Origin of the sequence: Streptococcus pseudopneumoniae (genome assembly GCF_001070815.1) — a bacterium.
In the GTDB taxonomy this organism is placed as follows: domain Bacteria; phylum Bacillota; class Bacilli; order Lactobacillales; family Streptococcaceae; genus Streptococcus; species Streptococcus pseudopneumoniae_P.
In genome coordinates, this window is the sequence record NZ_JVLX01000026.1 from 37,147 (window position 1) to 50,660 (window position 13,514).

Annotated in this window: 11 protein-coding genes; 8 read left to right on the forward strand and 3 right to left on the reverse strand. The window is 38.7% G+C overall.

Features of this window, described 5'->3' with window-relative positions:
• Nucleotides 1-8 precede the first annotated feature (8 nt).
• From ADG81_RS02955 to ADG81_RS02990, 8 genes are all read left to right on the forward strand, one after another.
• A complete protein-coding gene (locus tag ADG81_RS02955; protein ID WP_001135783.1) occupies nucleotides 9-473 on the forward strand; it encodes an NUDIX hydrolase in 465 nt (154 codons plus the stop codon).
• Nucleotides 474-485: 12 nt separating this feature from the next.
• On the forward strand, nucleotides 486-1,754 hold the full coding sequence (locus ADG81_RS02960) for a dihydroorotase (protein ID WP_049499932.1): 1,269 nt from the start codon (nucleotides 486-488) through the stop codon (nucleotides 1,752-1,754).
• 41 nt (nucleotides 1,755-1,795) lie between these two features.
• The gene (pdrM, locus tag ADG81_RS02965) at nucleotides 1,796-3,157 is read left to right on the forward strand and encodes a sodium-coupled multidrug efflux MATE transporter PdrM (RefSeq protein ID WP_033685020.1); all 1,362 of its coding nucleotides are present in this window, start codon (nucleotides 1,796-1,798) and stop codon (nucleotides 3,155-3,157) included.
• 153 nt (nucleotides 3,158-3,310) lie between these two features.
• Complete coding sequence (locus ADG81_RS02970) at nucleotides 3,311-4,279, forward strand: thiamine pyrophosphate-dependent dehydrogenase E1 component subunit alpha (RefSeq protein ID WP_049550849.1); 969 nt, start codon at nucleotides 3,311-3,313, stop codon at nucleotides 4,277-4,279.
• A 15-nt stretch (nucleotides 4,280-4,294) separates the two neighbouring features.
• Complete coding sequence (locus tag ADG81_RS02975) at nucleotides 4,295-5,287, forward strand: alpha-ketoacid dehydrogenase subunit beta (protein ID WP_000448714.1); 993 nt, start codon at nucleotides 4,295-4,297, stop codon at nucleotides 5,285-5,287.
• A 450-nt stretch (nucleotides 5,288-5,737) separates the two neighbouring features.
• Complete coding sequence (locus ADG81_RS02980) at nucleotides 5,738-6,781, forward strand: dihydrolipoamide acetyltransferase (RefSeq protein ID WP_023948181.1); 1,044 nt, start codon at nucleotides 5,738-5,740, stop codon at nucleotides 6,779-6,781.
• A gap of 45 nt (nucleotides 6,782-6,826) precedes the next feature.
• The gene (lpdA, locus tag ADG81_RS02985) at nucleotides 6,827-8,530 is read left to right on the forward strand and encodes a dihydrolipoyl dehydrogenase (RefSeq protein ID WP_049550850.1); all 1,704 of its coding nucleotides are present in this window, start codon (nucleotides 6,827-6,829) and stop codon (nucleotides 8,528-8,530) included.
• 59 nt (nucleotides 8,531-8,589) lie between these two features.
• Nucleotides 8,590-9,579 carry a lipoate--protein ligase gene (locus tag ADG81_RS02990; protein ID WP_049550851.1) on the forward strand — a complete coding sequence of 330 codons (990 nt, stop codon included), beginning with the start codon at nucleotides 8,590-8,592 and terminating at the stop codon, nucleotides 9,577-9,579.
• A gap of 73 nt (nucleotides 9,580-9,652) precedes the next feature.
• On the opposite strand, the gene xerS is transcribed toward ADG81_RS02990, so the two are convergent.
• The 3 genes from xerS to ADG81_RS03010 form a co-directional block, all read right to left on the reverse strand.
• The gene (gene xerS / locus ADG81_RS02995; RefSeq protein ID WP_000817852.1) at nucleotides 9,653-10,723 is read right to left on the reverse strand and encodes a tyrosine recombinase XerS; all 1,071 of its coding nucleotides are present in this window, start codon (nucleotides 10,721-10,723) and stop codon (nucleotides 9,653-9,655) included.
• A 547-nt stretch (nucleotides 10,724-11,270) separates the two neighbouring features.
• The gene (locus ADG81_RS03005) at nucleotides 11,271-11,666 is read right to left on the reverse strand and encodes a DUF6680 family protein (protein ID WP_049550853.1); all 396 of its coding nucleotides are present in this window, start codon (nucleotides 11,664-11,666) and stop codon (nucleotides 11,271-11,273) included.
• Between the two features lie 38 nt (nucleotides 11,667-11,704).
• A complete protein-coding gene (locus tag ADG81_RS03010; protein ID WP_049550854.1) occupies nucleotides 11,705-12,739 on the reverse strand; it encodes a hypothetical protein in 1,035 nt (344 codons plus the stop codon).
• Nucleotides 12,740-13,514 lie beyond the last annotated feature (775 nt).

Sequence of the window (13,514 nt, forward strand, 5' to 3'; positions counted from 1 at the left end):
GAGAAAATATGCCTCAGTTAGCGACGATTTGCTACATTGATAACGGGAAAGAACTGCTTATGCTCCACCGTAATAAGAAGCCAAATGATGTTCATGAAGGAAAATGGATTGGTGTGGGTGGTAAGCTAGAGCGAGGAGAGACACCTCAGGAATGCGCGGTGCGTGAAATCCTTGAGGAAACAGGGCTCAAAGCCAAGCCAGTTCTAAAAGGTGTCATCACTTTTCCTGAATTTACACCAGATTTAGACTGGTACACCTATGTTTTTAAGGTGACGGAGTTCGAGGGGGATTTGATTGACTGCAATGAGGGGACGCTGGAATGGGTTCCTTATGATGAGGTTTTGAGCAAGCCGACTTGGGAAGGTGACCATACCTTTGTTGAGTGGCTTTTAGAGGACAAACCCTTCTTTTCAGCTAAGTTTGTTTATGATGGGGATAAATTGTTGGATACCCAAGTTGATTTTTATGAATAAAGGAGAAAGCAGATGCTACTAATCAAAAATGGTCGTGTTATGGATCCCAAGTCTGGTTTGGATCAAGTGTGTGATGTCTTGGTTGAAGATGGAAAGATTATCAAAATTGCGCCTGAAATTAAAGAAGAAGGCGCAGAAATCCTGGATGCCACAGGTCTTGTAGTTGCTCCTGGCTTGGTTGATATCCATGTTCATTTTCGTGAACCTGGTCAGACCCACAAGGAAGACATCCATACTGGTGCCCTAGCAGCCGCTGCAGGTGGTTTTACCACGGTTGTCATGATGGCTAATACTAGTCCAACCATTTCAGACGTGGAGACTTTGCAAGAAGTTCTCCAGTCAGCTGCCAAAGAGAAGATTAATGTTAAGACGGTTGCGACCATTACTAAGAATTTTAATGGGCAAGATTTGACTGACTTTAAAGCACTCTTAGAAGCTGGAGCTGTTGGTTTTTCTGATGACGGTATTCCGCTTGAGAGCAGTAAAGTTGTCAAGGAAGCCATGGAGGAAGCTAAAAAGCTTAATACCTTTATTAGTCTTCATGAGGAAGATCCAGGTTTGAACGGTGTTCTTGGCTTTAATGAAAATATCGCTAAAGAACATTTCCATATCTGCGGTGCGACTGGGGTGGCTGAGTACGCTATGATGGCGCGTGATGTCATGATTGCCTATGCAACTAAGGCACATGTTCACATCCAGCATTTGTCTAAGGAAGAAAGTGTTAAAGTAGTGGAGTTTGCTCAAGGATTGGGAGCGCAAGTAACAGCAGAAGTAGCGCCACAGCATTTCTCCAAGACAGAAGCGCTCCTTTTGACACAAGGAAGCAATGCTAAGATGAATCCGCCACTTCGTTTGGAATCAGACCGTCGTGCCGTGATTGAAGGTCTCAAGTCAGGTGTCATCACAGTTATCGCGACTGACCACGCGCCTCATCATGCAGATGAAAAAAAAGTCGAAGATATTACCAAAGCGCCATCTGGTATGACTGGCTTAGAAACATCTCTATCTCTCGGATTGACTTATTTGGTCGAAGCTGGTGAGTTAAGCTTGATGGAATTACTTGAAAAAATGACATACAACCCATCCAAGCTTTACAACTTTGAAGCAGGTTATTTGGCTGAGAATGGTCCAGCGGACATCACTATTTTTGATGCTAAGGCTGACCGCCTTGTGGACTCCCATTTTGCTTCCAAAGCAGCTAATTCACCATTCATAGGTGAAACCTTAAAAGGGCAGGTTAAATATACCATCTGTAAGGGACAAATCGTCTATCGAAACTAGGTGGGAGTCTACTCTGTAAACAAAAAGAATAGAGAGCCTATATGTACCAAACCCATCATTTTAAAGACAAGTTTATCTTATTTTTAAAGATATTTTTCCCCATCCTGATTTATCAATTTGCCAATTATTCTGCATCCTTTGTTGATACGACTATGACTGGCCAATACAATACCATGGACTTGGCTGGTGTGTCTATGGCAACCAGTATCTGGAATCCTTTCTTTACCTTTCTAACAGGCATTGTGTCAGCCCTGGTGCCTATCATTGGTCACCATCTTGGTCGAGGCAAAAAGGAAGAAGTTGCGTCTGATTTTTACCAGTTCATCTATTTGGCCTTGGGTCTATCTGTGGTCTTGCTGGGGATGGTACTTTTCTTGGCACCACCAATCTTGAATCATATTGGACTAGAGGCACAAGTGGCAGCAGTAGCGGTTCACTATCTTTGGTTTTTATCTATTGGAATTATCCCCCTGTTGCTTTTTAGTGTCGTTCGTTCCTTGCTGGATTCTCTGGGCTTGACCAAACTGTCTATGTATCTCATGCTTTTGTTACTTCCTCTCAATAGCGGATTTAACTATCTCTTGATTTACGGGGCCTTTGGTGTTCCAGAACTGGGAGGTGCTGGTGCTGGTTTAGGAACATCCTTGGCCTACTGGGTCTTACTGGGAATTTCTGTACTGGTTCTATTTAAACAGGAGAAGCTCAAAGCCCTACATCTTGAGAAACGAATTCCGCTTAATATGGATAAAATCAAGGAAGGAGTTCGTTTAGGTCTGCCTATAGGGGGGACTGTCTTCGCGGAAGTGGCTATCTTTTCTGTGGTTGGCTTGATTATGGCTAAGTTCTCATCCTTGATTATCGCTAGTCACCAGTCAGCTATGAATTTTTCAACTCTCATGTACGCCTTTCCTATGAGCATCTCATCTGCTATGGCTATTGTTGTTTCCTATGAAGTGGGAGCCAAGCGATTTGATGATGCGAAAACCTATATTGGTCTAGGAAGATGGACAGCCCTCATTTTTGCGGCCTTCACCTTATCCTTTCTTTACATTTTTAGGGGAAATGTGGCCAGTCTTTATGGCAACGACCCAGAATTCATCGATTTGACAGCGCGCTTTTTGACTTATAGTCTTTTTTTCCAGTTAGCAGATACCTTTGCGGCACCGCTTCAGGGAATTTTACGGGGGTATAAGGATACCGTTATTCCTTTTTACCTTGGTTTGGTTGGTTATTGGGGCGTAGCAATCCCAGTGGCTATTGTATTTGATTCCCTAACAGATTTTGGAGCTTATTCTTACTGGATTGGCTTGATTATTAGTTTGATTGTGAGTGGAGCGCTCTACCGTTGGCGTTTAACTGTGATTATGAAGAGATTTGAATCTTTAGCAAAATCCAAACGCTAAAAAGTTTGTGAAAAAATATTCTTGATAAGAAAATTCCTTGTTTTTACGGGGTTTTCTTTTTTATTTTGTGAAATTTCTTTTAGAAAAACTTTGACAGTATTTGCCAAAAACGGTAAAATAGTAAGGTAAGAAGAAACTTAGAAAGGCAAGAAGATGTCAACTTTAGATAAAAATCTTTTGCTAGAGATGTTCCGTAAGATGGAAGAAATCCGTCGTATGGACTTAAAAATTGCGCAATTAGTAAAGAAAGGGAAAGTGCCAGGAATGACGCACTTTTCTGTTGGAGAAGAGGCGGCTAACGTGGGTGCTATGTTGGCTCTCAATCCAGATGATCTAATTACCTCAAACCACCGTGGTCACGGACAAGCTATTGCCAAAGGAATTGACCTCAACGGAATGATGGCTGAAATCCTCGGTAAATATACTGGAACCTGTAAAGGTAAAGGTGGTTCTATGCATATCGCTGACCTTGATGCTGGTAACCTTGGTGCCAATGGTATCGTAGGTGGTGGTATGGGAATCGCTGTTGGTGCAGCCCTCAGTCAGCAAATGCAAAATACCGGTAAAATCGTTGTCTGCTTCTTTGGAGATGGTGCGACCAATGAAGGTGTTTTCCACGAAGCAGTGAACATGGCTTCTATCTGGAAGCTGCCAGTCATTTTCTATTGCATTAACAACGGTTACGGTATCTCTGCGGATATCAAGAAAATGACTAATGTAGAACATATCCATCAACGTAGCGCCGCTTATGGAATTCCTGGAATGTTCATCGAAGATGGAAACAACGTCATCGATGTCTACGAAGAATTTGAGAAAGCTGTAGACCATGTTCGTGGTGGCAATGGGCCTGTCTTGATTGAAAGTGTAACTTATCGCTGGCTTGGCCATTCATCATCTGACCCTGGTAAATATCGTACCCGCGAAGAAGTGGAATTGTGGAAACAAAAAGACCCAATCGAAAACCTTCGCAAGTACCTCATTGAAAACACTATTGCAAGTGCCGAAGAATTGGAAGAAATCCAAACGCAAGTCAAGGAAGCAGTAGAAGCTTCTGTTAAATTTGCGGAAGAAAGTCCATTCCCACCGCTTGAATCAGCATTTGAAGATATTTACGCAGACTAAGGAGAAAGAGATAAAATGGAAACAAAAACAATGTCCTTCCGTGACACCATTATCCTTGCTATGTCTGAGGAAATGCGTCGCGATGAAAATGTGTTCTTGATGGGAGAAGACGTCGGTGTCTTCGGAGGAGACTTCGGAACTTCTGTTGGAATGCTTGAAGAATTTGGTCCAGAACGTGTCCGTGACTGTCCGATTTCTGAAGCTGCCATCTCAGGAGCAGCAGCAGGAGCAGCTATGACCGGACTTCGTCCAATCGTTGACATGACCTTCATGGATTTCTCAGTTATTGCCATGGACAACATCGTCAACCAAGCGGCTAAAACACGTTATATGTTTGGTGGTAAAGGTCAGGTTCCAATGACTGTGCGATGTGCAGCTGGTAATGGAGTTGGTTCTGCCGCCCAGCACTCACAATCTCTAGAGTCTTGGTTTACTCACATTCCTGGACTTAAGGTTGTGGCACCTGGAACACCTGCGGACATGAAAGGACTGCTTAAGTCTTCTATCCGTGATAACAACCCAGTTATCATTCTTGAATACAAGTCAGAATTTAACCAAAAAGGGGAAGTGCCAGTTGATCCAGACTACACCATCCCACTTGGAGTTGGTGAAATCAAACGCGAAGGTACAGATGTAACAGTTGTTACTTATGGGAAAATGCTTCGTCGCGTGGTACAAGCTGCTGAAGAATTAGCAGAAGAAGGAATTTCAGTTGAAATTGTTGACCCACGTACCCTCGTTCCTCTTGATAAGGATATCATCATTAACTCAGTTAAGAAGACTGGTAAAGTTGTTCTGGTTAACGATGCCCATAAAACAAGCGGCTATATCGGAGAGATTTCAGCTATTATTTCAGAATCGGAAGCATTTGACTATCTAGATGCACCAATCCGTCGTTGCGCAGGAGAAGATGTGCCAATGCCTTATGCACAAAACCTAGAAAATGCAATGATTCCAACCGTTGAAAGCATCAAAGATGCCATCCGTAAAACATATAATAAAGAATAGAATTACATAAGATAAGTTATGTAAAATAACGGTTGTTTTTAACTTTAGTAACTTGAGATATGTATTGTACCCAAGTTATTTGTAAAGTTGTGACAGTTTTTTGACGAATCAATAATATTCGATAAAAAACTTAGTAAGTCTACTAGGTTGGTCGCCTAATAGCGGCAACCGTAGCAACTTGAGATACGTGTTGTATCCAAGTTGCTTGTAGAGTTGAGCACGGGCTAAAAGCTCTGAAAAAAGATAAATCTCCTTGGCTTCATCGAAGCCATCATCGATTTCCTATTTTTCAGTCGCTTTTAACGCCCTTTGTATCATTTAATTGAACTCGGGCTAAAGTCTGTGTGAAAAAGATAAACTTTCCTAGAAACTAAAGTTTCTTCGTCAAGTTTCCTATTTTCACTTTGACTTTTGACGCCCTTAGTATCTTATAATAGAATTGGAGAGGTCATGGCTGATGACAAGTTAAGAGCGACTCCTGCAGCTAGAAAGTTAGCGGATGATCTAGGGATCAACCTTTACGACGTTTCTGGCTCAGGTGCAAACGGTCGTGTCCACAAAGAAGACGTGGAAACTTATAAAGACACAAATGTGGTTCGCATTTCGCCACTTGCAAAACGAATTGCCCTCGAACATAACATTGCTTGGCAGGAAATCCAAGGAACTGGTCATCGTGGTAAAATCATGAAGAAGGATGTTTTGGCCCTGCTTCCTGAAAATATCGAAAACGATACCATCAAGTCTCCTGCTCAGATTGAAAAAGTGGAAGAAGTTCCTGATAATGTAACACCATACGGTGAAATCGAGCGTATTCCAATGACACCAATGCGTAAGGTTATTGCCCAACGCATGGTTGAATCTTACCTAACTGCGCCAACCTTCACGCTCAACTATGAAGTTGATATGACTGAAATGTTGGCTCTTCGTAAGAAGGTTCTTGAGCCAATCATGGAAGCAACTGGGAAGAAGACCACTGTAACAGATCTTCTTTCACTTGCTGTTGTTAAGACTCTTATGAAACACCCTTTCATCAACGCTTCATTGACTGAAGATGGCAAGACTATTATCACTCACAACTATGTCAACCTTGCGATGGCAGTTGGGATGGATAATGGATTGATGACTCCTGTTGTTTACAATGCTGAGAAGATGAGTCTTTCTGAACTGGTTGTAGCCTTTAAGGATGTTATTGGCCGTACCTTGGATGGTAAATTAGCTCCAAGCGAACTGCAAAATTCAACATTTACTATCAGTAACTTGGGGATGTTTGGCGTTCAGTCCTTTGGTCCTATCATCAACCAACCAAACTCAGCTATCCTTGGTGTGAGTTCGACAATTGAGAAGCCAGTTGTCGTCAATGGTGAAATTGTGATTCGCCCTATCATGAGCCTAGGATTAACCATCGACCACCGTGTCGTAGATGGTATGGCTGGAGCCAAGTTTATGAAAGATTTGAAAGAATTGATTGAAAATCCAATCTCAATGTTGATTTAAGAACCAGAGTATTCATTTTTAAGATATAGATAAAGGAAGGAAGACATGGCCTTAGAAGTAATTATGCCAAAAGCCGGCGTGGATATGACAGAAGGACAAATCGTCCAATGGAATAAAAAAGTCGGAGAATTTGTAAAAGAAGGAGAAATCCTTTTGGAAATCATGACTGATAAAGTCAGCATGGAATTGGAAGCCGAAGAAGATGGGTACTTGATTGCTATCCTCAAAGGAGACGGTGAAACTGTCCCTGTAACGGAAGTTATCGGTTACCTTGGTGAAGAAGGGGAAAACATCCCAACAACTGGAGCCGCAGCGCCAGAAGCTAGCCCAGCACCTGTAGCAAGTGCCTCAAACGATGATGGTAAGAGCGATGATGCCTTTGATATCGTTGTGATTGGTGGAGGTCCTGCTGGTTATGTTGCAGCCATTAAAGCTGCCCAACTCGGCGGTAAGGTTGCCCTCGTTGAGAAATCTGAACTCGGTGGAACCTGCTTGAACCGTGGATGTATCCCAACTAAAACCTACCTACATAACGCTGAAATTATTGAAAATATCGGTCATGCTGCAAATCGTGGTATTGTGATTGAAAATCCTAACTTCACTGTTGATATGGACAAACTCCTTGAAACCAAGTCTAAGGTAGTCAATACTTTGGTTGGTGGAGTTGCTGGTCTTCTTCGTAGCTACGGAGTTACTGTTCATAAAGGAATTGGTACCATTACTAAAGACAAGAACGTCTTGGTAAATGGCTCTGAATTACTTGAAACCAAGAAAATCATCCTTGCTGGTGGTTCAAAAGTCAGCAAGATCAACATCCCTGGTATGGAATCTCCACTTGTCATGACCAGCGACGACATCCTTGAAATGAACGAAGTACCAGAAAGTCTTGTTATCATCGGTGGTGGTGTTGTCGGTATCGAGCTCGGTCAGGCCTTCATGACATTTGGTTCAAAAGTGACTGTTATCGAAATGATGGATCGTATCGTGCCAGCTATGGATTCAGAAGTTTCTAAGAACCTTCGCTTGATCCTTGAACGTAAAGGAATGACCATCTTGACTGGTACTAAACTGCAAGAAATCATCGAGGAAAATGGTCAACTTCGTATCAAGGTTGAAGGAAAAGACGATATTATCGCAAGTAAAGCCCTTCTTTCAATTGGTCGTGTGCCAGACCTTGAAGGAATTGGTGATGTTGAGTTTGAATTGGATCGTGGACGTATCAAGGTCAACGAATACATGGAAACTTCTGTTCCAGGTATCTACGCACCAGGTGACATCAACGGTACGAAGATGTTGGCTCACGCAGCTTTCCGTATGGGTGAAGTTGCCGCTGAAAATGCCCTTAAAGGAAATCATGCTGTTGCCAAATTGAATTTGACTCCTGCAGCTATCTACACTCTTCCTGAAGTAGCAGCAGTAGGTTTGACAGAAGAACAAGCCCGTGAGAAATACGATGTAGCCATCGGTAAGTTCAACTTTGCTGCTAACGGTCGTGCTATTGCATCGGATGCAGCTCAAGGTTTCGTTAAAGTTATTGCGGATAAGAAATACGGAGAAATCCTTGGTGTTCATATCATCGGTCCTGCAGCTGCAGAATTGATCAATGAAGCATCGAGCATTATCGAAATGGAAATTACTGTTGAAGAAATGCTGAAGACTATCCACGGACACCCAACCTACTCTGAAGTGATGTACGAAGCATTTGCGGATGTTTTAGGAATGGCCATCCATTCACCTAAGAAAAAATAAAAGAAAGATAGATTAGACTGGAAAGGTGTTTTCCAGTCTCTATCGTATAAAGGGATATCATGAAATACATTATCAATCATTCAAACGACACTGCCTTTAATATTGCCTTGGAAGAATACGCCTTTAAACACCTTTTGGATGAGGATCAAATTTTCCTACTTTGGATTAACAAGCCATCTATCATTGTTGGTCGTCACCAGAATACCATCGAAGAAATCAACCGTGATTATGTTCGCGAAAATGGCATCGAGGTAGTTCGCCGTATCAGCGGTGGTGGAGCTGTTTACCACGATTTAAATAACCTCAACTACACGATCATCTCAAAAGAAGATGAAAACAAAGCTTTTGACTTCAAGAGTTTTTCAACTCCAGTTATCAATACTTTGGCTCAACTTGGGGTTAAAGCTGAGTTCACAGGCCGTAATGACCTTGAGATTGATGGAAAGAAATTCTGTGGCAATGCTCAAGCCTATATCAACGGTCGTATCATGCACCATGGTTGCTTGCTCTTTGACGTTGATTTGTCAGTCCTAGCAAATGCCCTTAAGGTTTCAAAAGATAAATTTGAATCAAAAGGTGTGAAATCGGTTCGTGCTCGTGTAACCAATATTATCAATGAATTACCAGAAAAAATCACAGTCGAAGAATTCCGTGACTTACTCTTGGAATACATGAAAAAAGAGTATCCAGAGATGACAGAATACGTTTTTTCAGAAGAAGAATTGGCTGAAATCAATCGCATCAAGGATACTAAGTTTGGTACTTGGGACTGGAACTATGGTAAATCACCTGAATTTAACGTCCGTCGTGGAACAAAATTCACTAGTGGTAAGGTGGAAGTCTTTGCTAACGTTAGTGAATCAAAAATCCAAGACATCAAGATTTACGGTGACTTCTTTGGTATTGAAGATGTTGCTGCAGTAGAAGATGTCCTTCGTGGGGTGAAATACGAACGCGAAGATGTCCTTAAGGCGTTAGAAACCATTGATATCACACGCTATTTCGCTGGTATTAGCCGTGAAGAAATCGCTGAAGCGGTAGTTGGATAAATCAAAAAGAAGTTGGTTGTAGGACCAGCTTCTTTTTTAAAAACCATATATTACATAATTTATTTTATGTATTTTATAAACTGTCTAGAGCATTCTTTTGTTCATCATTAACGATATGGGTATAGAGGTCAGTGACTTGTGTGCTGGCATGTCCTAGCTGGTGACTGACCAAAACTTGCGATTTAGTGGCATCATAGAGCCTGGTTGCTAGGGTATGTCGTAGTTTATGGGGTGTTACACGGACTTTGAAGTCCTCAGAGTACTTAGCAACCATTTTCTCAACGCTGGAAGCATCGATACGATTAGGAACTCCTCTGTAGAGAGTCAAAAAAAGGGCTGTATCTGTTTTTTCCGTCTTATAGCGTTGATTTCGAATGGCCAAATAATTCTCTAAATAAGGCTTAGCAAAGGCAGCGACATTGACCGAGTCACGTTTACCCCCTTTTCGAGTGACATCAATAACCATCATTTTGAGATTGAGATCTCTTAGATCCAGATTAACAGCTTCAGATAAGCGGACACCAGACGCCAATAGAAGGGCAATAATGGCCAAATCACGTTCTTTATTTTTGTTGAATGATGAGAGAGCGCGATTTGAAAGTTGTTGTGGATACTCTTGGTCAATATAAGTTAGGAAACCTTCTGTTTCATCACCTAAAAAGAGTTTTTGCTTGATGTTTTCAGCTCTGGCAGCAAGCGTTTCTTTCTTTTTTTTGGTTGAAACTTTTTTCATTACATTACGATAAAAATAAGGTTCCCCCTGATCGTTTTCAACCTCCTCGGTTAGATACTTATAAAGACTGGAAAGAGCTGACAAGGTTCGATTGATAGTTGTCTGTGAAACTCCTTGTTTGGTTGTATTAGCATTCAGCAAAGGACGTTCACGTAAATAAAGGATAAAAGATTCCATGTCTTTCTTAGACATATTTTCCAAGACAGATAAAGGAATATCAGACATTTTATCAGCATTTGAAATGTCAGACTCTAAAACCCAGCTGAAAAATCGATCGTATTCCTTGAGATATTCGTACAAGGTTGTAAAACTGTAAGGTACAGCTAGCTTAGATTGATAGTATTCCAGAACATACCAGGGCATGATTTGTTTTAGTTTGTCTATTCGTTCCAGTAAAATCTCACGTTTCATGTATTTTCTCCATAAATAAGTCTACTAGTAGTATAGCATAGACTTATTTATTTTTCAAGAAAATTATAGTTTTTCAGAAAGATGTTATAGAGTTTTTTTAAAAGTGATAAAAAAGACTTAAATCGTCCCAATTACTAAAAAAATTTTTTTGAACTTTCATCATAGCTAAACAGGAAAGAGAGATTTTAATATAAATATGGCTGAGAAGCTGAAAAAGTTCATCCTTTTATTACAAGAGCGCAAAATTAATTTTTCTTCTTTAGATTTTAGAGAATTTTAAAAAAAACAAAACTTTAAAACTGGAGATTTTGTTTTTTTTGGATTCGCCTTATCTAATATCTACTGCCACTTACAATGAAAATGGTGGCTGGTCAAAAAATGATGAACAAGATCTCCTGGAACAATTAGATAAATTAGATAGACAAGGAATTAAATTTGCCTTATCAAAAAAACAAAACAAGAAAAAGTACATCTTATTAAGAATGTACTTTTATTTTACTTTATTCAACTAAGGAGTTAAACACTTTTGTAGTACTTAAAAATATTTTTATTTTATAAAAAGTGTCTTCATAATCATCTTATCGTCCCACTTAGAAATATCAATATTAACTGTCTTATCCATACACACGGACTTGATTAAGTTTAATAAAGTTTCATCGTTTCTATTAAGGAACATTCTTTTATAACAACTAATTACCTCTTGGTTGTCAGAAAAAATAATCGGTATTTTACCAAGAGTTTTATTTAATTCATTTGCATCATCAGAAAAATCCTCTCTTAACATAAATCTATTAGCAAAGAGTTCTATCACAAAATCTCTTTTCATTTTTTTAACTAAAGTTTTTCTTTGATAGTATTCTGATATAAAGACTCCGATAATCCCTGACGTAATTATAGAAGTGATGACAGTATTAATAAAATCCGTGTTAACAATAATATCCATTTTCAAATCACTTTCTTTATTTAACAAATAGCGTCAATTCACTGTAATTTTAAAAAATCACTCTGAAAAAACTCAAAGTTTTCTAGAATACATAAAAGTACATTAAATAACTTTAAAAAATCTGTTTCAAAGAGTGGCTGTTCCCATCGCCCATGACAAATCATGTGCCTATTAGGTTCTTCTAATGTGAAGTTATTAGTACGAACAAAAAATTTGAATAACCAATGAAATAGACTAATATCAGAAAACGTCTTATTAACAATTTTATTATTTAATAAATCTACAGATTTGTATCCTACAAGTATTTTTTCTTTATTTGAATATTGTTCTGAAAATCTGTTTAATGCACCATCAATAGCTATTGTAGCAAGTGTATAAGCAGCGTAATAATTTTGGCTTCTATAACTTTCGATCATAGAATCTATCAAGGGTTCTGAGTAATACGTTGAGTCTTTTAACTCTTGTATAAGCTCCTTATCTTCAAGATCTTCTTTTAATAGAGTTTGCCACTCCTTTATCAATACTTCAAAATCTATAGTGCAGATTGTTCGATAGTCATCACTATAGCTATGGTAGATTACCCAACCTTCTTCAGCAAGTTTTTCAATATTTAAAGTTATTGCTTCTGCTTCTGTTTCAGAATAAGGTTCATGGTATTTCTTTAAGAATTCTTTTAAACTTTCAGTAAAATTAAAAGCAGATTTATCAAAAATATTGTGAATAGGCTCAAGTATTCGTCCGATATTATCTATTTGAGTTTTTAAAGAAATTGCACTAAATGCTGCTTCTGTATCAGATAAAATTTTAAGATATCTTTGGTTATTTAAAATAGATGTGGCTGAGTTTATTTCTGTTAGAAACGGTTTAGTGGTTTCAGCTATTTGCTTAGAAAAATTAAAACTGGCTAACGCAGCTTTATTTGCTTGTAGCATACTATTTTGAACCTCAATCAACCTTGAATGATTAAGTGTCTCATGAAAAACTCTAAGGGCTTCTGTAAGCTTTTTGTTTTGAACTGGGACTTTATTAATTGTCAATTTATTTTTTTGAACTTCACTATGATTATTTTCCATAGGGGTATTTCTTTCTATATGTCATGTTTTAATTATACCACTAAGTATTCAACATTCACGAGTTTTGTAATGGTTAGAAAAGAAATATTTTCATTAAAAATGTACAATTGAAAGTATTAATACTTTTTACCAAAATGTACTTTATAAATGATACTTATTGAACGCTTCTGGATCAAAAAATGTACTTTATCTTGCCTTAAAATAAAGTACATTTCAATTATAAAGTACATTTTTCAAAGAGTGTACATTACGTCTTAAACTCAGTTGTATCAAGGGTTTATCTGCTGTCTAGGGAAAAGTACAAAAATTTCCAGTTTTTCTTTGGAGTTTCATTGTGAATCATTATCTAGTGCTTTTTCTAGTTTCCAAATACTAAACCAGAATGAAATAGTCAGCAGAATAAGGAAAATAAAAAAGAGATTATCAGTAACGATACTTCTGTTCATTCTACTTAACTGAAGAGCTATATAAGGTGCTATGAGATACAAAATACATTGTATGATTGCTATCGTTTTCTTTTTCATGATTTTAATCTTACTGTGCAGGTTTGATACAGTAAACTCCTTTCTAGCTTTGTGCATCATCATTTCTAACTTGATTATAGTCTTATTTTTACCAAAGCTCAATTATTTGTATGTGAAATATCTTATCTGTAAAAAATAACCGATCTCATTGCTGAGAATCGGTTTTCTAATATATTTAATTAAGAGTTTATTTTTACAGGCTCTATAATATTTGTAGTGGGTAAATCCCCTATGGATCTTATGGAGCCTTT